This is a genomic window from Bradyrhizobium sp. 1(2017), assembly GCF_011602485.2.
In the GTDB taxonomy this organism is placed as follows: domain Bacteria; phylum Pseudomonadota; class Alphaproteobacteria; order Rhizobiales; family Xanthobacteraceae; genus Bradyrhizobium.
Map to the genome: position 1 here is coordinate 1,102,667 of NZ_CP050022.2, position 20,966 is coordinate 1,123,632.

General features: G+C 65.4%; 21 protein-coding genes. 13 read left to right on the forward strand and 8 right to left on the reverse strand.

Annotated features, from left to right (window positions below; translation table 11 throughout):
• Positions 1-62: 62 nt before the first annotated feature.
• The 5 genes from HAP40_RS05220 to HAP40_RS05240 all read right to left on the reverse strand — a co-directional run bounded on the left by HAP40_RS05220 (position 63) and on the right by HAP40_RS05240 (position 7,171).
• Complete coding sequence (locus HAP40_RS05220; protein WP_166818791.1) at positions 63-617, reverse strand: DUF924 family protein; 555 nt, start codon at positions 615-617, stop codon at positions 63-65.
• A 15-nt stretch (positions 618-632) separates the two neighbouring features.
• Entirely contained in the window at positions 633-2,318 is a 1,686-nt protein-coding gene (locus HAP40_RS05225; protein WP_166818790.1) for a long-chain fatty acid--CoA ligase, read from the reverse strand.
• A 190-nt stretch (positions 2,319-2,508) separates the two neighbouring features.
• A complete protein-coding gene (locus tag HAP40_RS05230; protein WP_166818789.1) occupies positions 2,509-4,053 on the reverse strand; it encodes a D-alanyl-D-alanine carboxypeptidase family protein in 1,545 nt (514 codons plus the stop codon).
• 188 nt (positions 4,054-4,241) lie between these two features.
• Positions 4,242-6,038, reverse strand: coding sequence for a glucan ABC transporter ATP-binding protein/ permease (locus HAP40_RS05235; RefSeq protein ID WP_166818788.1), 1,797 nt, complete (start codon positions 6,036-6,038; stop codon positions 4,242-4,244).
• Positions 6,039-6,121: 83 nt separating this feature from the next.
• Positions 6,122-7,171 carry an ABC transporter substrate-binding protein gene (locus HAP40_RS05240; protein ID WP_166818787.1) on the reverse strand — a complete coding sequence of 350 codons (1,050 nt, stop codon included), beginning with the start codon at positions 7,169-7,171 and terminating at the stop codon, positions 6,122-6,124.
• A gap of 227 nt (positions 7,172-7,398) precedes the next feature.
• Between HAP40_RS05240 and HAP40_RS05245 the strand changes: the two genes are divergently transcribed.
• From HAP40_RS05245 to HAP40_RS05275, 7 genes are all read left to right on the forward strand, one after another.
• On the forward strand, positions 7,399-7,767 hold the full coding sequence (locus HAP40_RS05245; RefSeq protein WP_166818786.1) for a hypothetical protein: 369 nt from the start codon (positions 7,399-7,401) through the stop codon (positions 7,765-7,767).
• Between the two features lie 115 nt (positions 7,768-7,882).
• Entirely contained in the window at positions 7,883-8,287 is a 405-nt protein-coding gene (gene hisE / locus HAP40_RS05250) for a phosphoribosyl-ATP diphosphatase (RefSeq protein WP_166818785.1), read from the forward strand.
• Between the two features lie 144 nt (positions 8,288-8,431).
• Positions 8,432-9,034 (forward strand): YqaA family protein, encoded by a 603-nt coding sequence (locus HAP40_RS05255; RefSeq protein ID WP_208024814.1) that lies wholly within the window; start codon positions 8,432-8,434, stop codon positions 9,032-9,034.
• A 142-nt stretch (positions 9,035-9,176) separates the two neighbouring features.
• On the forward strand, positions 9,177-9,713 hold the full coding sequence (locus HAP40_RS05260; RefSeq protein ID WP_166819614.1) for a hypothetical protein: 537 nt from the start codon (positions 9,177-9,179) through the stop codon (positions 9,711-9,713).
• 36 nt (positions 9,714-9,749) lie between these two features.
• Positions 9,750-11,150 (forward strand): aspartate ammonia-lyase, encoded by a 1,401-nt coding sequence (locus HAP40_RS05265; RefSeq protein WP_166818784.1) that lies wholly within the window; start codon positions 9,750-9,752, stop codon positions 11,148-11,150.
• A 290-nt stretch (positions 11,151-11,440) separates the two neighbouring features.
• Positions 11,441-12,409, forward strand: coding sequence for an NAD(P)H-dependent flavin oxidoreductase (locus HAP40_RS05270; protein ID WP_166818783.1), 969 nt, complete (start codon positions 11,441-11,443; stop codon positions 12,407-12,409).
• A 114-nt stretch (positions 12,410-12,523) separates the two neighbouring features.
• Positions 12,524-13,297 (forward strand): thioesterase family protein, encoded by a 774-nt coding sequence (locus HAP40_RS05275; protein WP_166818782.1) that lies wholly within the window; start codon positions 12,524-12,526, stop codon positions 13,295-13,297.
• Between the two features lie 2 nt (positions 13,298-13,299).
• On the opposite strand, the gene HAP40_RS05280 is transcribed toward HAP40_RS05275, so the two are convergent.
• Positions 13,300-14,073 (reverse strand): AraC family transcriptional regulator, encoded by a 774-nt coding sequence (locus HAP40_RS05280; protein ID WP_166818781.1) that lies wholly within the window; start codon positions 14,071-14,073, stop codon positions 13,300-13,302.
• Positions 14,074-14,170: 97 nt separating this feature from the next.
• On the opposite strand from HAP40_RS05280, the gene HAP40_RS05285 reads away from it, so the two are divergent.
• Positions 14,171-15,091, forward strand: a complete 921-nt coding sequence (locus tag HAP40_RS05285; RefSeq protein ID WP_166818780.1) for a DMT family transporter — start codon at positions 14,171-14,173, stop codon at positions 15,089-15,091.
• A gap of 302 nt (positions 15,092-15,393) precedes the next feature.
• On the opposite strand, the gene HAP40_RS05290 is transcribed toward HAP40_RS05285, so the two are convergent.
• Positions 15,394-16,956, reverse strand: coding sequence for an AMP-binding protein (locus HAP40_RS05290; protein WP_166818779.1), 1,563 nt, complete (start codon positions 16,954-16,956; stop codon positions 15,394-15,396).
• A 107-nt stretch (positions 16,957-17,063) separates the two neighbouring features.
• Here HAP40_RS05290 and HAP40_RS05295 point away from each other — a divergent pair, with 107 nt between their 5' ends.
• From HAP40_RS05295 to HAP40_RS05310, 4 genes are all read left to right on the forward strand, one after another.
• Positions 17,064-18,029, forward strand: coding sequence for an NAD(P)H-dependent flavin oxidoreductase (locus HAP40_RS05295; RefSeq protein ID WP_166818778.1), 966 nt, complete (start codon positions 17,064-17,066; stop codon positions 18,027-18,029).
• Between the two features lie 141 nt (positions 18,030-18,170).
• Positions 18,171-18,419, forward strand: coding sequence for a hypothetical protein (locus tag HAP40_RS05300; protein WP_166818777.1), 249 nt, complete (start codon positions 18,171-18,173; stop codon positions 18,417-18,419).
• Between the two features lie 137 nt (positions 18,420-18,556).
• Complete coding sequence (locus tag HAP40_RS05305; protein ID WP_166818776.1) at positions 18,557-19,270, forward strand: hypothetical protein; 714 nt, start codon at positions 18,557-18,559, stop codon at positions 19,268-19,270.
• An 86-nt stretch (positions 19,271-19,356) separates the two neighbouring features.
• Entirely contained in the window at positions 19,357-20,085 is a 729-nt protein-coding gene (locus HAP40_RS05310; RefSeq protein ID WP_166818775.1) for a hypothetical protein, read from the forward strand.
• Positions 20,086-20,153: 68 nt separating this feature from the next.
• Here HAP40_RS05310 and HAP40_RS05315 read toward each other — a convergent pair whose 3' ends face one another.
• Complete coding sequence (locus tag HAP40_RS05315) at positions 20,154-20,378, reverse strand: hypothetical protein (RefSeq protein ID WP_166818774.1); 225 nt, start codon at positions 20,376-20,378, stop codon at positions 20,154-20,156.
• Between the two features lie 235 nt (positions 20,379-20,613).
• On the opposite strand from HAP40_RS05315, the gene HAP40_RS05320 reads away from it, so the two are divergent.
• Complete coding sequence (locus HAP40_RS05320) at positions 20,614-20,904, forward strand: hypothetical protein (RefSeq protein WP_166818773.1); 291 nt, start codon at positions 20,614-20,616, stop codon at positions 20,902-20,904.
• Positions 20,905-20,966 lie beyond the last annotated feature (62 nt).

Consider the following 20,966-nt stretch of genomic DNA (forward strand, 5'->3'; position numbering starts at 1 on the left):
GGGCCTGCACAATATTGCCGGTGGCGGAAGCGGCGGGGCTGCCGCCGTTCACTGCGATGTCATCAGCCGGCAAAACCGCCGCCGTCGAGGAAGGCCTGCTCCTCTTCGGTGGTGTCGCGGCCGAGCAGACGGTTGCGGTGGGGAAAGCGGCCGAACCGCTCGATGATGTCGGCGTGCTCGCGCGCATATTTCAGGTTCTCGGCATTGTCGGTGCTCTCAAACAGCGCGACGCAATGCAGCTGGTCGGCCAGGTGCTCGGAATGCATGAAAGGCAGATAGAGGAATTCGAGCAGGACAGGATCGACCCTGCGGTCGACGGCCTTCGCGATGGCGCGGCGGGCGACGTCGCGGGCTCGCGCGTCGCTGGCAAAGGCCTGCGGCGTGCCGCGAAACATGTTGCGGGGAAATTGGTCGAGCACGATGACGAGCGCGAGCGCGCCGTCGTCGCTGGCCTCCCATGACGTGAGCTCGCCACCCGCCGCCTTCTGCCACAAAGCGAGAAAGCGGCGCCTGATCTCTGCATCGAAGGCGTCGTCGTGCTCGTACCAATGCTCGCGACCGGCCTTTCGCCAGAAGGCGAGAATGCCTGACGGCGTGATGTCGTCGGCCTCCAGCATGAATGCAAGGCGGCCTTACGCCGCCTCCGCCTTCTTCTCGTCGCGCAGCTGCCGGCGCAGGATCTTGCCGACATTGGTCTTCGGCAGGTCGTTGCGGAATTCGATGTGCTTGGGCACCTTGTAGCCGGTGAGCTGCTCCTGGCAGAACTTGATCACGCTTTCCGCCGTCAGGTTCGGGTCTTTCTTGACGATGAAGGCCTTCACCGCCTCGCCCGATTTGGAATCGGGGATGCCGATCACGGCGCATTCGAGCACGCCCGGATGGCTCGCGATCACTTCCTCGATCTCGTTGGGGTAGACGTTGAAGCCGGAGACCAGGATCATGTCCTTCTTGCGGTCCACGATCTTGGTGTAGCCCTTCTCGTCCATGATGCCGATGTCGCCGGTGCGAAAATAACCGTCCGCGGTCATCACCTTCGCGGTTTCTTCCGGCCTGTTCCAGTAACCCGACATCACCTGCGGGCCCTTGGCGCAGATCTCGCCGGCCTGGCCGAGCGGCAGCTCGTTGCCGTCGTCGTCGCGGATCGAGATCCAGGTCGAGGGCACGGGAATGCCGATCGACCCCGAGAACTCGGTCGTGGTCGCGGGATTGCAGGTCAGCGTCGGCGAGGTCTCCGACAGGCCGTAGCCTTCGGCGATGAAGCAGCCGGTCACCGCCTTCCACTGCTCGGCCACCGGGCGCTGCACCGCCATGCCGCCGCCGTTGGAGATCTTCAGCTTGGAGAAATCGAGCTTCTTGAAATCAGGATGATGCATCAGCCCGTTGTAGAGCGTGTTCACGGCCGGGAAGCTGTTGACCTGGTATTTCGCCAGCTCCTTGACGAAGCCTGCGATGTCGCGCGGATTGGGGATCAAGAGATTGCAACCGCCGGCGCGCACCGCCAGCAGGTAGCAGGCCGTCAGCGCGAAGATGTGATAGAGCGGCAGCGCACAGACGATCATGAGCTGATCGACATGCGGCGGCGCGGCGAGCGCCGGCTGGAGCCAGGCGTCGTTCTGCAGGACGTTGGCGACGATGTTGCGGTGGAGCAGGGTGGCGCCCTTGGAGACGCCGGTGGTGCCGCCGGTATATTGCAGGAAGGCGACGTCGCCGGGCGACAGCTTCGGCTTGTTGAAGGTCATGCCGCGGCCGGCCGAGAGCGCGTCGTTGAAGGACACCGCGCCCGGCAGCGACCAGGCCGGAACCATCTTCTTGACGCGGCGGACGACGAGATTGACGATCACGCCCTTGAAGCCGAGCAGGTCGCCCATGCTGGCGACGATGACGTGCTTGACCTGAGTCCTGGCGATCACCTGCTCGACGGTGTGCGCGAAGTTCTCCAGCACGATGATGGCCTCGGCGCCGGAATCCTTGAGCTGATGCTCGAGCTCGCGCGGGGTATAGAGCGGATTGACGTTGACCACCGCGAAACCGGCGCGCAGCACGGCGGCCGTCGCGACCGGATATTGCAGCACGTTCGGCATCATGATGGCGACGCGCGCGCCGCGCTGCAGTCCGCGGCCCTGCAAATAGGCAGCGAGCGCAACCGACATCTGGTCGAGGTCGCGATAGCTGATCGACTTGTCCATGCAAATGAACGCCTTGCGGTCGGCGAACTTGGTGAAGCTCTCCTCCAGCAGGTCGACCAGCGATGCGTATTGCGTCGGCTCGATATCGGCGGGCACGCCGGGCGGATATTGCTTGAGCCAGATGCGCTCCATGGAAACTCCCCTCATCTCACTGAGCCCGTTGTGTCTCGGGATTGCCTCATTGCCGCCAGTATCGAGCTTGCCGGAACGCGTGGCAAGCGGTCGAGGCTTAGGGCAAAGGTCGGGGAGGAGCTACTGGAATCGTCGCAAACCGCGCTGCCGCAGGTGCGAAGTGCGGGCGCGGTCGAGCTCCGAGGGGCCGCTAACTGTTGTTGGCGGGCTTGGCCACGGGCTTGGTCGCGGCGGGGTTAGTTGCCGCAGGGTTAGTTGCGGCCTTGGGCTTGGCGGGCTTGGGAGCCTGATCGCCGGTGGCCGCGGGCTTGGCGGCAGGTTTCGCCGCCGCATCGGGCTTCGCCGCGGCATGCTTGGCCCCGGCGGGCTTGGCTGCGGTCTTGGCGTCGCTCTTGGTATCGGGCTTGGAGGCGGCAGGCTTGGCGGTAGCAGGCTTGGAAGCGTCCGGCTTCGCCGCCGCCGTCTTGGCCTCCTTGTTGGCCTCCTTGGGCTTGTCCGCCGGCTTGTCGGCGGCGTCGGGCTTCTTGGCGACGCGCGACTTCTTGCCACGCGGCTTGGACGCCGCCTGCTGGTCGGCATCGGCCGCGACCGCGGCGATCAGGGCGGTGCCGGTGCGGGTCGGGCCGGTATAGACCAGCACGGGCTCCGTCGCGGCCGGAGCCGAGGCCATCAGCTCGGAGGCCTTCATCAGGGGTGGTGGCTGGAGGCCTGCGGTGAAGAAGCTGACCTGGGCTTCTCCGCCGGTGGCCGATGCCGATCCGGACATGCCGCCATTGGTCGCAATCAGCGCATCGTCGTCGTCGCTGGCCGGCCGCTTGCGGTGGGGCCCGCACATCTCGTCGCGAAGGTTCGGCGGCGAGGCGTCGACCGGCACGAGGTTGTCGACGGTGCCGAGCGAGGGCCGCAGCCAGGTCAGATTGTCCTGCGCGAAGCCACGCTCGAGCAGCTGCGCGGCCTTCACCGCGCGCGAGGTGCCGGAATTGGCGCCAAGCACCACCGCGATCAGGCGGCGACCGTTGCGCGTGGCCGAGGCCACGAGATTATAGCCGGAGGCGCAGATGAAGCCGGTCTTGAAACCGTCGGCACCGGGATAGCGGCCGATCAGCTTGTTGAAATTGCCGGTGGTACGCTTGCCGAAGCGGATCGCCGGGATGTGCACGAAATATTCGTATTCCGGCAGGTCGCGCAGGAACGCGCGCGCCAGGATTCCGAGATCGCGCGCGGACGTGATCTGGCCGTCGGCGGGCAGGCCGTTCGGATTGACGTAGCTCGTCTGCGTCATGCCGAGCCTCTTCGCGGTGTCGTTCATGATCGCGGAGAAGCCATCGACCGAGCCGCCGACGCCTTCGGCCAGCACCACGGCCATGTCGTTCGCCGACTTGACCATCATCATCTTCAGCGCGTTGTCGACGGTCAGCTGTGTTCCAGGCCGGAAACCCATCTTCGATGGCGACTGCGACGCTGCCGTCGGCGAAACCGTGAGCAGCGAGTCCAGCGTGAGCCTGCCATCCTTCACCGCCCTCAGCGTCACATAAGCGGTCATGATCTTGGTGACGGAGGCCGGATACCAGGGAATGGTCGCGTTGTCGGCCTGCAGCACCTTGCCGCTGTTGGCTTCGATCAGGAGCAGCGCTTCGGCACTCGCCTCACGCGGCGCAAGCAATGCGGCGCATGCGAGGCCGGCAGCGAACAGTTTGAACAGGGATTTGCGAAGCAGCGGGCGAAGGGCGTGCACTATCCGATTCCGGTCCTTGGAGATCCGCCGGTTCGGACGGTTCTCGTGATCTGATGTTCGGTTTTGAAATCCAGCGCCGCCGCTTGCGGCGTCGCAAACCTATACCGGCTGGTGCGTCGAGAATAGGGGGCTGGGCGCGGTATTCCGCAACGAAATAGGCCGAATTTCGACGGCCCCATGGGGACTTGCTACGGAGATTTGGCCGCCGTCGCAGCCGTCTCGGCCGCCGTCACGCTGGCCCGTGCGCTTTCCTGAACCATGAACTGGGCCCTGGCGAGCTCGGCGAAATGGCCGCCTTTGGCCACCAGTTCGTCGAAAGTTCCGCTTTCGCTCACCCGGCCGTTCTCGAACACCAGGATCCGCGTGGCGTTGCGGATGGTCGAGAGGCGGTGGGCGATCACGAAGGTGGTGCGGCCCTTCATCACTTCGTCGAGAGCGGCATTCACTTTGGCCTCGGTGACGGCGTCGAGCGCGCTGGTCGCCTCGTCCAGGATCAGGATCGGCGGATCCTTCAGCAGCGCGCGGGCGATCGACAGCCGCTGCCGCTCGCCGCCGGAGAGCATGCGGCCACGCTCGCCGGCATTGGTTTCGAAACCGCCGCTGCGCTCGATGAATTCGAGCGCCTGTGCGCGCTCGGCCGCCTTGCGCATCTCGGCTTCGGTCGCATCCGGCTTGCCCACGCGCAAGTTCTCCGCGATCGAGCGGTTGAACAGCAGCGCCTCCTGGAACACGACGCCGATGTTCCGCCGCAGCGAGGTCAGCGTGACCCCGCGCACGTCCATGCCGTCGATCTTGATGAAACCGGACTGCGGATCGAAGGCGCGGTGCAGAAGCGCGATCGCAGTCGACTTGCCGGCGCCGGTGGGGCCGACCAGCGCGATGGTCTGGCCGGGCAGCGCCGTGAAGGTGAGATCCTCGATCGCCGGGCGCTTGCCGTCATAGGAGAAGGTGACGTCGTTGAACTCGACGAGGCCGGAGAGGCGTCCCGCATCGATCGCGTCGGGCCGGTCGTGGACCGCCGGCACGGCGTCGAGCACATTGAAGAACTCGCGCAGGCGCGGGGCTTCCATGAACACGTTGTTGATGAAGCTGACGACCTGTTCGAGCTTCTGGATCAGCATGGTCGCAAAGCTCACGAACATCACGATCTCGCCGACCGAGGTCAGCCCCTGGTCGTGCAGCGCGATGCCGAGGGTGAAGATCGCGAGCACCGTGATGGTGGTGGAGGCGCGCGTGATCACCGTGACGAGCGCCCACCACGACAGCACCGGCATCTGTGCCGCGAGCAGTTGGTTGGCGACGGAGCGCAAACCTTTGACCTCGGATTCGACGCGGACGAAGCTCTGCACCAGCGCGACGTTGCCGAGCGCGTCTGAGGCGCGCGCGGAGAGCTCGCTGTAATGCTCCTCGACCTCCATCTGCATGCCGAAGGTCTTGCGCACGACGAAGGTGGTCAGCGCGGTGAAGACGATGCAGAGCACGAACAGCAGGATCGCCAGCCGCCAGTTCAGGTACAGCGACAGCGGCAGCAGCACCACGACCGAGAGGATGGCGGCAAAATGCTCGCGGAAAAAGCCGAGCCAGAGCCGCCACAGCGCGTCGGTGCCGTTGAGCATCACCTTCATCAGCCGGCCCGAATGGGTGCCGGAATGGAACGTCAGCGGCAGCTGCAGGATGTGCTCGAAATAATCGGTCAGCACGGCCTGGCGCTGGCGGTGCGAGAGCCGGTCGGCCTGCAAGGCCACGAGCGCGCTGCATGCGATGGTGAACAGTCCGAACGCGACCCAGGCGCCCAGGAACGGCCAGGCCGAGTTGGAGCCGGCCACGGTCTTGCCCGAGAGCACGTCGACGATCCGGCCGAACAGCACGGGCTCGGCGAATTGCGAGGCCGCGAGCAGGAGATTGGCGATCGCGAGCACCCAGCCCAGCCGCGCCTCCTTGCCGAGCAGTTCGAGAACGCGGGTGTAGAGGCGAAGGATGGACATGCGGGCGAGGAACTCGGCGACGACGGGGCCTGTATTCTAAGCAGGGATCGCCCGCGAGATACAGCGGAAGCTTTCGGTTTTGCTCAGTTGATCAGACGCCCCGCCACCGGCGGCAGGAATCGGTCGTCGAAGATGTCGCCTGCCGCGGGCCGTTTGCGGAATTTGAAGTCCTGCGCGATCTGGCCGATCGAGCGATCGAGGCGCGCCGGGTCGATGCCGCCGAGGCCGTTGCGCCTGACCTCGTCGGTCACGATATTGTCGGCGATGACGATGCGCAGGCGGTCCAGCTCCAGGTTGCGGTCGCCGTCGTCGATACGGTTTGCGGCTTCCTCCGCCGCGCGCCCCGGCTCCCCGACGGTAGCGTTGATGCCCGCGATCAAGGCGCGGACGAAGCCCCTGACGGCGTCCGGCTTTGCCGCGGCGAAAGCGGGATTGGCCACCACGGCAAAGCCGTAGGCCTCGCAGCCATAGTCGGCATAGCGCAGCACGACGAGATCGGCTCCGGGCACGCCGCGGTCGCGCAGGTTCACCGCCGAAAGATAGCTGAAGCCGGCAACCGCATCGACCTGGCCCGCCGAGAGGATCGGCTCGCGCACCGCCGCGCCGATCTTGTGGAATTTGACGCGCGATGCGTTGATTCCGTTCTGCTGCGCCAGCGCCGGCCATAGCCGCATCGACAGATCGCTGTCGGCAACGCCGACGGTCTTGCCGTCGAGATCGGGCAGCAAATGGATGCCGCGGCTCCTGCGCGCGACGATGGCGTAAGGCGCGCGGTTGAACAGCACGAACACCGCCTTGATCGGCGCCGCCTGGTCCGTGTCGCGAAAGCGGATCAACTCGTTGATGTCGACGAGCGCGAGTTCGCTGTCGCCCTTGGCGACGCGCGCCAGAGCTTCCGGCGATCCGGACGCGGTGTTGAAGGACACGCTGAGATGCTCGGCGCCGAACCTGCCGTCCTTTGCGGCCAGGAAGAACGGCGCCATGCTCGCGTCCAACGGGCGGTCGAAGGAGAAGTGAATCGCGACCGAGGGTGCCGCGGTCTCGGCCGCGCCGACATCGCGCGCAATCAGTGTCGCAAGCGCGACCGAGAGGGCCAGCAGGCAACGAAGCGCGATCGTCTTGAATTCCGACATCGGTTGCGCCGGTCCCGCAATGTTATGGTTTCGTGACGCTCGCAGCGCCGGCCGGCAATCAGCCTGCCGGCGCCAAGATGAACGGAGCATGAGCGGCGGTTGCGTCACGATTACGCAACCCCGTTCAGCTTGCGTTGGGGTGGTGGAACCCAACATGGGATGCGGGTGTTTGAGAGACATGAGCCTGTCTCAAGGCACCATTGACGGTCCCAAGGAGGGTCCAGCACATGTTTGACAGCTTTTCGAAATTTGCCGGCCGCAAGGCCACTATCGCCACCGCCGCGGTGCTGGCGCTGACCGCGGCCGCCCCGACTGCCTCCTATGCAGGCGGCCGCCACTGGCATGGTGGTGGTGGAGCAGCCTTCGCCGGCGCGGCCATTGCCGGCGCCATCGGCACTGGTTTGGCGATCGCGGCAACTCGCAACGCCTATGCCTACGATGCCCCGGCTTACTATGGCGGCGGTCCTGTCTACTACGACGAAGGCCCGGTCTATTACGGTGGCGATTCGTATATTGGCCCGCGCCCGTTCCATCGTTGCGGCGGTCCCTATCAGTCCGCGCAGGGCGGCCAAGGCAACATTGGCAGTTGCTACTAGACCCGGCTACCAAGGATTGACCAAAACAGGCCGTCGCGCTTCCGCGGCGGCCTGTTTTCTGCTTTTATTGTCTCACGTTAACTCGCTTGCCAGTAGTTTCGAGTAGTTTGAGTACATGAGTGATTCGCTTGAGCGGCTATATCTGGCTGTGCTCGCGGCCAGGGATCTCGATCCCGCAACATCGCGTACGGCCCGGCTGTTTCAGCGCGGGCCTTCCAAAATGGCGAAAAAGCTGGCCGAAGAGGCCATCGAAGTCGTGATCGACGCCGTCAATGGCGACGGCGAGGCGGTGGTCCGGGAAAGCGCCGACCTGCTGTACAATCTCACCGTGCTCTGGGCCTCGGCCGGCGTGCGTCCCGAGGATGTCTGGCGCGAGATGGCGCGGCGGGAAGACATGCTCGGCATTGCCGAGAAACTGCCGAAATCAACGGTGAAACTGCCCAAAGTCGCGTCACCGCGCGTGGCTGTCAGGCGGCCAATTGTCGCGCTCGAGAGCCGCGGCACGCGCAAGCGCCATTGAGGCGCGACGAGATCGGAATGAACGGCCATCGGGCCTTCCTTTTGTTCGAGCATGATCTTTTCGGGAATCCTCTGCACATTGTTCCGGATCGTGTTCTAGAAACGTCATAATTCGCCTCAATCTCGGCATGGACAAATCCGTCCCATGGTGCTTCATCGCGGCGCCATGCTGAAACGTATCTACGACTGGTGCATCGACGCCGCCCACAAGCCCTACGCGCTCTGGATCATGGGTGTCGTATCCTTTGCCGAAAGCTCCTTCTTTCCGGTCCCGCCGGATGTGATGCTGATTCCGATGTCACTGGCGCGTCCGCAGCGCGCCTGGCTCTATGCCGCGGTCTGCACCGCGACCTCGGTGCTCGGCGGGATCGTCGGCTACGCCATCGGCGCGCTGTTGTTCGACTCGCTCGGCCAATGGCTGATTCAGGTCTACGGCCTCGCCGACAAGGTCGACGCCTTCCGCGCCTCTTACGCGGAATGGGGTGCGGTCATCATCCTGCTCAAGGGGCTGACACCGATCCCCTACAAGCTCGTCACGATCACCTCGGGCTTTGCCGGCTACAACATCCTCCTGTTCATCCTGTGCTCGATCGTCGCGCGCGGCGGACGCTTCTTCGTCGTCGCGATCCTGCTCAACCGCTATGGCGACTGGATCCGGGTCAGGATCGAGCGGCATCTCGGATTGTGGGTCGCGCTCGGCGCGATCGTGCTGGTGCTCGGCTTCGTGATCGCGATCAAGTTGATCTAGCGTCATCCGGGCCCGGAGACCGCGTCTGCGCAAATCGTGGAGTGGCCCCTTTCGCGTCGAGTGGGACCCTTCGCGGCGATCATGCTCGCTCGAGAGCACCGTGGCGCTTTGCCGCGGCGTCAGCATCGGCTACGTTGCCGTCATGATGGGTCGATCCGGCAATCGGGCCGTGCGTTTCGTAACGCTGACTTCGGCGGCGCTGCTGCTCCTCGTCAGTGGCGGCATCGGGTGGACGCAATCCGGGCCGCCGGCGCTCGGTCTCCGGGAGCAGGGGGCGCAGGCTGCGCCGCCGCCGTCGGCACCCGCTCCGTCGGCGCCGCCGGCGCGCGAGGAAAACCCCGGGCTGATCAATGAAATGGGCAAGCTGTTCGACAAGCTGCCCTCCATCCTGCCGCCGATCAAAAGTCCGAGCGAGACCATGAACGATCTGTCGCGGCTGGCGAAGCCTTCGACCATGGTGTCGGGGCGTGTGGCCTGCCCGGCCTCGTCCAACGGCGCGCCCGACTGCAAGCAGGCCGCCGACCAGCTCTGCCAGAGCAAGGGCTACAAGGAAGGCAAGAGCCTGAATGCCGACTCCGCCGAGAAATGCTCGGCCAAGGTCCTGATCCCGGGCCGGCAACGCAAACCCGACGACTGCCGCACCGATACTTTCGTGACCAGCGCGCTGTGCCAGAATTGACGCGATGGCCTCGCGCGCATGCAACAGGGAGCGCCCATGAGCCGTACCGAGCAGGATTTCCTCGGGCAGCGTGAGATCGCCGACGACATCTATTACGGTGTCCAGACCATCCGCGGGAAAGAGAACTTCCACATCACCGGCATTCCGATGAACCAGGAGCCTTACTTCGTGAAGGCGCTCGGTTACGTCAAGAAGGCCGCGGCCATGGCCAACCGCGATCTCGGCGCGATCGACGCCAAGGTCGCGGATGCGATCATCCTCGGCTGCGACCGCGTCATCGCCGGCGACATGATGGATCAGTTCGTCACCGATTTCATCCAGGGCGGCGCGGGCACGTCGACCAACATGAACGCCAACGAGGTGATCGCAAACCTCGCGCTGGAATCGCTCGGTTTCGGCAAGGGCGAGTACCAGCACGTCAGCCCAAACGATCACGTCAATTACGGCCAGTCCACCAACGACACCTATCCGACTGCATTTCGTCTCGCCCTGATCCTGCGGCTCGAGAGCTACATGACGGCGCTGCGCCAGCTCCAGGAAGCCTTCTTCGCCAAGGGCCGCGAGTTCGACCGCGTGCTGAAGATGGGACGCACGCATCTTCAGGACGCCGTGCCGATGTCGCTCGGCGCCGAGTTCCGGGGATGGGGCACCACGATCGGCGAGGAGGTCGATCGCATCTCCGAGGCGCGCGCATTGCTGCGCGAGATCAATCTCGGCGCCACTGCGATCGGCACCTCCGTGACCGCGGCCGTCGGCTATCCCAAGCTCGCGGTCCGGCATCTGAGCGCGCTGACCGGGGTCGATTTCATCCTCGCCGGGGACCTCGTCGAGGCGACCTCCGACACCGGTGCCTATGTGCAGCTCTCGGGTGTCCTCAAGCGCACCGCCAGCAAGCTGACGAAGATCTGCAACGACATCCGTCTGCTCGCGTCGGGTCCGCGCGCCGGCTTCAACGAGATCAACCTGCCGCAGCTTCAGCCGGGCTCCTCGATCATGCCGGGCAAGGTCAATCCCGTGATCCCCGAAGTGGTCAACCAGACCAGCTTCCTCGTCATCGGCCTCGACACCACGGTGACGCTGGCGGCCTCAGCCGGCCAGCTCCAGCTCAACGTGATGGAGCCGGTGATCTCGTTCGCGCTGTTCTTCTCGATCCGCACCATGGAGCGCGCCGTCAACAGCCTGCGCCAGAATTGCGTTGTCGGCATTACCGCCAACGAGGAGCACACCCGCAACATGGTGCTGAACTCGCTCGGTATCGTCACCGTGCTGAAGCCGCTGCTCGGCTACAAGCAATGTGCCGAGATCGCGCGCGAGGGCTACAGAAGCGGCAAGTCGCTGCACCAGATCGTCGTGGTCGAACGCAAGCTACTGACGCAGGAGAAATGGGACGAGATGTTCTCGTTCGAGCGGCTGATCAATCCGGATCTGATCGGGTAGACAGTCTCTCCTCTCGTCATTCCGGGATGGCCGACAGGCGCAGGCCCGGAATCCATTTCGCCGCGCGTACTGACGCCCGATGGATTCCGGGCTCGCGCTTCGCGCGCCCGGAATGACGAGGAAGGAAGTTACGCGCGCCGCCGCCCTCGACGGCTGCGAATTCCGCGCGTTGGAATTGCGGTAACGGCGTCCGCTCCGGCGTCAAAACGCAATACTTGACAGTGGAAAGATTGCCTTGTTGGTATCATTCCAACACTCGATTTTGACCGCCAGAAGAGGATCGTTCTGCAATGTCCATGCCTGCCTTGTTCAAAGGGCGCTTGTCGATCCCGGTGATCGGCTCGCCGCTCTTCATCATCTCGGTGCCCGATCTGGTGATCGCGCAGTGCAAGGCGGGTGTGGTCGGCTCGTTCCCGGCGCTGAATGCGCGGCCGCCGGAGCTGCTCGACGAATGGCTGGCGCGGATCACCGAGGAGCTCGCCGCCTATGACCGCGCGCATCCGGACAAGCCGTCGGCGCCGTTCGCGGTCAACCAGATCGTGCACAAGTCGAACAACCGGCTCGACCACGACATGCAGCTTTGCGCCAAGTACAAGGTGCCGATGGTCATCTCCTCGCTCGGCGCGCGCGAAGAGCTGAACCAGGCGGTGCACGGCTGGGGCGGCATCGTCTTCCACGACGTGATCAACCAGAAGTTCGCACACAAGGCGATCGAGAAGGGCGCCGACGGCCTGATCCTGGTCGCGGCCGGCGCCGGCGGCCATGCCGGCACCATCTCGCCGCTGGCTTTCGTTGCCGAGACCCGCAAGTGGTTCGACGGCCCGATCGCACTGTCGGGTGCCATCGGCAACGGCAAGGCAATCCGCGCCGCGCGCGTCCTCGGCGCCGACTTCGCCTATATCGGCTCGGCCTTCATCGCGACCAAGGAAGCCAACGCGGTCGAGAAGTACAAGGAGATGATCGCGGGCTCGACGGCCGACGACATCGTCTATTCCAACCTCTTCACCGGCGTGCACGGCAATTACCTGAAGCCGTCGATCCTCGCCGCCGGCATGGATCCGGAAAACCTTCCGACCTCGGACCCGTCGAAGATGAATTTCGGCACCGACGCCTCCGGCGAGCGCGCCAAGCCGAAGGCCTGGAAGGAGATCTGGGGCTCGGGCCAGGGCATCGGCAGCGTCGAGGGCGTCGTCCCCGCCGCCGAGATGATCGCGCGCTTCAAGAAGGAGTACGAGGAGGCGATCGATCCGCCGTTGTGATTGTTGGCTGCGGAGCGCCTATTTCTCATTCGTCGTCCCGGCCCCCGTGCGCAATTGCGCACGAGGCCGGACGACATCTGTTTTTGAACTGCGAATCTGTGCCACGGAGCGATCATGCCCCCCATCTACCGCGTCGACGGCAACGACGTCGTCACCAGCCCGGACGCTGCCGGTCCCTGGGACCGGCGCATGCAGCATGGCTCGGCGCCGGCTTCGCTGGTGACGTGGGCGGCCGAGCGCATCCCTACGCCGGTGCCGATGAACATCGCGCGCGTGACCATCGACCTGATGCGTCCGGTGCCGGTCGCGCCGCTCACGATCGCGACCGAAATCCTGCGCGAGGGCCGCAAGATCCAGCTCTGCGAGATCAAGCTGCTGGCGGACGGCGTGCAGGTCGTCGGTGCCACCGTGCTCAAGATCAAGGCGCAGGCACAGACGCTGCCCGATGACGTCGGGGAACTGCCGGTGACGTTGCCCTCGCCCGAGGATTCGCTGGTCGAGGACGGTCATGCCGCCACCAGTCCGTTCGTGCGGTCGGTCTCGATGCGCGCCGCGCGCGGCCGCTTCGGCCAGGCCGGTGCCGGCGCGATCTGGTTTCGCGTCGACCATCCGCTCATCGAGGGGGAAGCCATCTCTCAGGCGATGCGTGCCGTGGTCGCCGCCGACTTCTCCAACGGCACCGCCTCCACGCTCGACTTCCGCGCCTGGACCTACATCAACGCCGATCTCACCGTGAACCTTGCGCGCCAGCCGGTCGGCGAGTGGATATTGCTCGACGGTGAATCCTGGATTGGCCCCGACGGCGCCGGCCTTGCGATGTCACGTCTTGCCGACAGGCAAGGCTATTTCGGCCGCGCGGTGCAGAGTCTCGTGATCGAGAAGCGGTAGCCTCAGCGATAAAACATCGACGGCGGCACGCCGAAGTGCCGGCGGAACATGGCGGCGAATGCGCTCTGGCTGGCGTAACCGCAATCGAAGGCGACGTCGATGATCTTCTCGCCGGATGCGATGCGGCGCAGCGCATGCAGGAGGCGCGCTTGCCGCCGCCATTGCGCGAAGCTCATGCCGGTCTGTTTCGCGAACAGGCGATGAACCGTCTTGGCGGTGATGCCGACGCGCTCTGCCCATTGCTCGACGGTTGAGCTGTCTGACGGATCATCGGCGATCGCTGCGCAGATCGTACGAAGCCTCGCGTCATCGGGGAAAGGCAGATGCAGCGGCAGCACGTCCGAGACGCGCAGCTCGTCGAGAAGCAGCCGCATCAGCCGGCCGTCGCGACCGGCCTCGTCGTAGTCGACCGGAATGCGCGTGGCTGCGACGATCAGCTCGCGCAACAGCGGCGAGACCGCAATCACGCAGTTCTTCTCCGGAAGATACGGTGAGGCATCGGGGTCGACGAAGACAGTGCGGATGCGCACGCGTCCCGACATAACCGTCTCGTGGTCGAGACCGGGGGCGAGCCATACCGCCCGGTTCGGCGGCACGATCCATGTGCCCGCGATCGAACGCACCACCATGACGCCTTCGATGGCGTAGAGCAGCTGCGCGGTCGGATGTGCGTGCACCCCGGTGGAGACGCCATCCGGATAGTCCACCTCCATCGCGGTCAGGGCTCGATGCGTGGCGTGGAAGGCAAGATGGCGTGTGGTGAGTTCGTCCAGCATGTCTCAATCTCGACAGTCCCGGTCATTCTAGAGCGATACGGACGCCGACGAAAGCGTTACGCCCGGCCTTGCCATCTTGAATTCAATGGATGAAGCCATGACCAACCGGGCCGCTTTCCTCTTTCCGTTCTTCGCCATCGTGCTGTGGGCGGGCAACGTCATCGTCTCGCGGCTGTCCGCCCACACCATCGGGCCTGAGGCGATCACGTTTTATCGCTTGCTGCTCGCGGTCGGATTGATGAGCTTGTTCGTCGCGCCGCCGGCCTGGCGCAACCGCGCGGTGATCTGGCCGCATCTCGGTCAATTCGCCATCCTCGGCTTTCTCGCGATGTGCCTGTTTCAGAGCCTGTCATACCTCGCGGCCGAGACGACCACCGCGACCAACATGGCCGTGTTTACGGCGCTGACGCCGGTGCTGACGGTGCTCTTGAGCGCGGTGCTGCTGCGGGAGACGCCGACCTTCGGCCTGATCGGCGGCGGCGCGCTGTCGCTCGCCGGCCTCGTCTATCTCGTCAGCGGCGGGGATCCCGCGGCGTTGCTGCGCAACGGCGTGCATCCCGGCGATCCCCTGATGTTTGTCGCCGCGTTGGTCTATGCGCTCTATGGCGTCCTGCTGAAGCGCTGGGACCTGCCGGTCGCCGGCTGGCAATCGACCTATATGCAGGCGCTGTGCGCGCTCGCAGTCATGTTTCCGGCCTTTCTCGCGACGCCGGCGCCGATGCGCGCGCTCAACGCCGAGACGCTGCCGCTGATCGCCTATGCCGGCGGGCTTGCCTCGATCGTGCTGCCGTTCCTGTGGGTCCGCGGCGTGCAGATCCTCGGTCCCAACCGTTGTGCGATCTTCATGAACCTGCTGCCGATACTCACCGCGCTGGGCGCCATCGCGCTGCTCGGCGAACCCGTCCGCGCCTTCCACGTCATCGGTGGTGGTGTTGCGCTTGCCGGCGTTGCCTGCGCTGCGCTGTTTCGTCGGCCGTTATGGATTTCGGTGCCGGCTGCGCCGGCGCTGGCCGATTGAACGGCAGGCTTCCGCCGCCGCGGAAGGGATGCTTGGTCGTGTTCGACGGCGGCATCCTGCCAGTTCATATGCCGTAGAAGATCTTGATCCCCCACAGCATCACGATGATAGCCGTGATCAACGTGATCGCGGCGACTGCACTTTCCAGGGAAGCGACTCTCATGTCTTACTCCGCTTCCCAGCCCCGTCAGCGGTCTAGTTGATTCCCGGATTCGCGGGCAATCGCGCGGACGTCGCCGGCGCGTACTCCGTGGCACATTGTGGTGTCCCGGCCACAACAACACCGTAGAATTCCGGGGTATTTACCCTACCATCCGGTCCCGCCCGCTCCAGAAGCCCGCACGCAATACCTTCTTGTCGACCTTGCCGACGCCGGTCATCGGCAACTGCTTGACGAACTGGATCTGCTTCGGCGCATGCGCCGAGCCCTTTCGCGTCTTCACCAGATTGATCAGCTCGTCCGGATCGGGCCTTGCGCCCTGGCGCGGCACGACGACGGCGGTGACGGCTTCGCCCCATTTCTCGTCGGGAATGCCGACGACGGCGACCATCGCGACATCGGCGTGTTGCGACAGCACGTCCTCGACCTCGCGCGGAAAGATGTTGAAGCCGCCGGAGACGATCATGTCCTTCTTGCGGTCGAGGATGAATATGTAGCCGCGCTCGTCCTTGCGCGCGATGTCGCCGGTGTGAACCCAGCCGTTCTTCAGCGTCTCGGCGGTGATGTCCGGCCGTTTCCAGTACTCCGCCATCACATGCGGCGCGCGCACGCAGATCTCGCCGGCCTCGCCCGTCTTCACCTCCTGGTCGTCGTCGTCGAGGATCCTGACCTCGCAGGCCGCGATCGGGAAGCCGCAGGACAGGAACAGCTCGGGCCGTCTGGGGTCGTGATCCGCCTTGCGCAGCACCGAGACGGGATAACATTCGGTCTGCCCGTAAAGCTGCGAGAACACCGGCCCGATGCGCTCGATGCCTTCGACCAGCCGGCTCGGCGACATCGCGGAGGCGCCATAGAGCACCAACTCGAGCGAGGAGAGATCTGTCTTGTCCAGCGCGGGCTGATCAAGCAGTACGTAGATCATGGTCGGCACGAACAGCGTGAAGTTGATGCGCTCGCGCGCAACCGTGGCCAGCACGGCTTCGGGATCGAAGCCCTTCAGCATGTGCACGGTGCCGCCGCGCATCAGGGTCGGCAGCACCTTGGTGCCGGCGACGTGGCTGATCGGGGCGACCGTGAGATAGCGCGCGGCCTCGGGGATCTCGAAATCGGCGAGGATCGCGCCGGCGGCGCCGGCGTTTTCGCGGTGATAGCGCAGCGCGCCCTTGGATTTGCCGGTCGTGCCGCCGGTGTAGTTCAGCGTGGCGAGATCGTCCGGGCCGGCGAGGCACTGCGCGCTGGCGTACCCCGCGCTCTCGATCGCCGCCAGGAGATCGACGCCGTAGCCGGCCGGCCCCATCGTGAAGACGGCCTTGAGTCGGCCGGCCTTCGCCGCGAGTTCGCCGCCGCGGTCGTGGAAGGCGGCGGCATCGACCACCAGCATCTCGGCCTCGGAATCCTCGAGCTGAAACAGCTGATCTGTCTCCGATCCCAGCGGATGCAGCCAGGTGATGCAGAGCCGGGCCAATTGCGCCGCGACACCGGCGCACCAGCTGTCGGCACGGTTCGCGGTGAGGAAGGCGACGCGCGCGCCGGGCTGCAAGCCGAGCCGCATGAACACGCCCTGGATGCGCCCGATCAGGTCGATGGTGCCTTGATAGCTCAGCGATCCCCCGGGCCAGGCGAACGCGGTGCGATCGGGATGGCGCGACAGCGCCCGTAGCGTCTGCGCACAAGCCGGGGACGATGCGTGGAGCAGATCAGGCATATGTTTCCTCGTTGCTTTGTCACCGGCTTCTGACGTGCCAATGTTGCCGATGACGCTAGCACAGAGATTGCGGGATGGAACGACAAAGCCCGCGCAGGGAGGCAGGCTTGCCATCGGATCGACTGCAACGCTTTCGCGATCGTCTCGCTCTGCCGCTGATTGCAGCGCCGATGTTCCTGGTGTCGGGAGTCGAGTTGATGGTCGCGGCCTGCCGGAGCGGCGTGATCGGCAGCTTCCCCACTGCGAATTGCCGTGACACGGAACAACTCGATGGCTGGCTCACCGAAATCGAGACGCGGTTGCGGCAGCACGAGGAGCAAACCGGCCGCCGGGCTGCGCCGCTCTGCCCCAACCTCATCGTGCATCGTTCGAACGCCCGGCTCGAGCAGGATCTCGCCATGCTGCTGCGGCACAGGCCGGAGATCGTCATCACGTCGGTCGGCTCGCCCGCGCCCGTGTTGAAGCCGCTGCATGATTGCGGCGCCCTGGTGCTGGCGGATGTCGCGTCGATCCGCCACGCCGAACGCGCGGCCGAAGCGGGCGCCGACGGGCTGGTGCTGCTGACCGCCGGCGCCGGCGGCCAGACCGGCTGGCTCAATCCATTCGCCTTCGTCCGCGCGGTTCGCGCATTCTACGACGGCATCATCGTGCTCGCCGGCGGCATCAGCGACGGCCGCGCGCTGCGTGCCGCCCAAGTGCTCGGCTGCGATCTCGCTTACATGGGCACGAAGTTCATCGCGACGCGCGAAAGCATGGCGGATGACCGCTACAAACGGATGCTGGTCGAGGGCAGCGCCGACGACGTCCTGCTCACCACCGCGTTCACGGGACTTCAGACCAGCATGCTGAGGCCGTCGATCGTGGCCGCAGGGCTCGATCCCGACGACCTGCCGGCGCATGGAGCGATCGACATCGCCAAGGACATCGACGTCGCCGCGCGCGAAAGCCGGCCGAAGCGCTGGCGCGACATCTGGAGCGGCGGCCACTCGATCTCGGGTGTCACCGAGGTGCTCGCCGTCGACGATCTCGTTGCGCGGACGATCACCGAATATCGCGGGGCGGCCGGGCAGTAGGCATCGCGGACGGAAGTCCGGGCGCCGTCCCCGATCACGGTTCATCCCGCGCTCTCCCGCCCCGCCCACTTAACGGCAGATTAACCATCGCCAGCCAAGAATCCCCTTAACGGCCGCCAATCGGGACGAGAGGGACAGGCGATGGATTTTGACTATCTCAACAGCAAGACAGCCGCGACGCTGGACGAAATCCGCGTTCGCGTGGCCCATGCGCTGGCCCGTCACCCGCTGTGCCGCAATGTCCGCTTCGACATCGTCAGCGTTCCCCGCACCCGCCGGGGCGGCAACTGGACGGTGACGCTGCAATCGGTCGAGCCGCGCGCGGTCTGGGAGGCTTCCGAAATCGTCGCCGATATCCAGGACGCCTACGACCTGTCGGCAGCTGCTTGATTTCATTGGACTTTTTCGAGCGGTGTCGCTACTGGCATACCGATTGTCGCAACGAAGGCACACTCAAGCCTTATTTCGCGCCCTTTTCCCGGGCAACGTTAACAAACTCGTGAAGCGGCCCCTCCCCGGAGAGACGTTTGTCCAAAGCCATCACCATCACCGTGCTGACCTGTTTCCTCGTCCTCGGCGTCGCCACGACCGCCATTCTCGGCCGTGACAGCGTGCCCAGCGTCAGTGCGGAGATGATCACGCAGACGCCTCCCGCCAAGCCGCTCGCGACCAACCGCGCCGCCAAGGCCGACCGTCTGGTTCCGACCCTGGCGCTGGCCTCGGCTGCCTTCGAGCCGGTCCAGGTCGCGGCCGACAAGCTCGCCCAGGCCCCGGTGCTGACCGAGCCGCTGCGCCAGGCCTTTGCCGCCGCCACCCCGTCCGACTTCCCGATGCCAAAGGCCAGCACGCACGAGGCGCCCGCCACGGCGGAGGTGCCCGCCGTCGAAGTCCCGGCCGCCAAGCCGAAGGTCGTGGCCAAGCCGCCGCCGCAGAAGCATTATACGCTGCTGTCCGACGCGCAGATCGCGGGCATCCGGGATCGCCTGAAGCTGTCGTCGTCGCAGGAATATTACTGGCCCTCGGTCGAGACCGCGCTTCGCAACGTCGTCCGCAAGATTTCGGCCAACAAGCTCTCCAATCCGAATGCGCCGGGCGTGCCGATCGATCCGAATTGCGACGAGGTCCAGCAGTTGAAGTCGGCGGCGATGCCGCTGCTGTTCCAGCTGCGTGACGACCAGAAGGAGGAAGTGCGCAAGCTCGCCCGCATCATCGGGCTGGACAAGGTCGCGCAACAGATCTGACCCGCAAGTTCCTTCGGGAACTGCGCGCGGATCAGGAACATCCGGCAATCAACGTGCGTTGCTCGCCCCAAAGAGGGAGTGGATCAATGCGCGCCTCGACTGCCTATTTCGTCGGTGCCGGAACCATCATCGCGGCCATCGCCATTGGTCTCGGCGGCGGCATCGTCGCCGGCAACATCATGAACCCTGTGTCCAAGCAGGGCCCGGACACCAGCAAGATGGCGCAGCGCGCCGAATTCGCTAGCGCACCGGCGGCAACCAACGCCTCATCCGAGCGCGTGAATTACATCACCGGCTCGCAGGCCTTCGGCGCGATGATTGCCACGCCCGCGCAGGCCGAAGCCAAGCCTGAAATCGCCAAGCCTGAAGCCGCCAAGCCTGACGCCGCAAAGCCCGACCCTCAACCCGTTCAGGCGAACGCTGCGCCGCCGGCGCCACCACCCTCGCAGGCCGCTGCTGTCGAGCCGCCCAAGGAGCAGGTCAAGCCGGCCATCGCATCGTCACAGAGACCCGCAACTCCGGCCGAGCAGCAGGCATCGGCCGACCCGACCGCCTCGCCTGAAAACGCCTATGCCAAGGCAAGAGAGTCCGACGCCAAGCGCGCCGCGTCAGAACGGCGCCGGATCGAGCGCCGCGAGCGCTGGGCCGAGCGCCGCCATTATTACGACGCCCGCGAGCCGCGCAGCATGCGCGACCGCACCGATTGGGACGACGTCGCGCGCAACGTCCGGGAAGATTCCGATGCACGCGACTATGGAGGCCGTTCGCGCAGCGGCTTCCCGCAGATCAGGCTGTTCGGGCCTGACGACGACTGACACCGACGACACCAGCGAAACGAAGTCCGGGTTCGCTCTAGGCAAGCGCACCCGGACCGCGCACCGGCTCAGCCTCCGTGAGATTCCACCACCTTGCGGCAGCTCTCGGAGAGCTTGGCCTTGTTCTGGCGCAGGCAGGCATTCATCTGCGGCGGCTTGCCGATATGTTCGGCGCAGAATTTGCCGGCATCGCCGCGGCAGGCCATCTGCTCCTGCGGCGTCGGACCGGATTGCGCAGCGGCGGACGCGGCAGTGGCGGCGAGCAGCAGCGCGGCAAGAACCGAAATCTTCATAAAGCACCTCTTTGGGAATGTCGTTGGTCCCGCCTGGGATCAAGCGGGCCGGACGATCTCGCGAAGGTGGGGCGCATGTCGATGCCATGTTCATGGCACCGGGTGCGTCCACCGGGCCGCGACACCCCATCTTCATGGCATGTATCGGCGCACCGTCTTTTGCCATTCAGGCTGCACCTCGGCTGCGAAACCCGGTGATTGCACCGGGACGCCGGACGGGAAGCAGGAGAACAAGATGTCGAAAAGAGCGGGAGCGCTGAGCGCCGGGCTGACGATCATGGCGCTGGCGGGTGCGGCGATGGTGTCGTTGGGCACGAGCCCGGCGCAGGCCGTCGTCTATTGCAAGACGGTCGGCGTGCCCAAGGGTTGCGTGGTGCGGCCGACCGCGGCCGTGGTGGTCGCGCCGGGAGCTCCGGTTGCGCGGGCGGCGATCGCGACACCCGGTGTCGGCGCGCCCGGTGTCGGCGTGCGCGCCGGTACGCCGATGAACCGCGGCGGCCCGGTCAATCGCGTCGGCGTGCGCTGATCGTCCATTCAAATGATTTGATGGCATTGCTTCGGGCCAATGGGCCCTGCGGACGAACACCC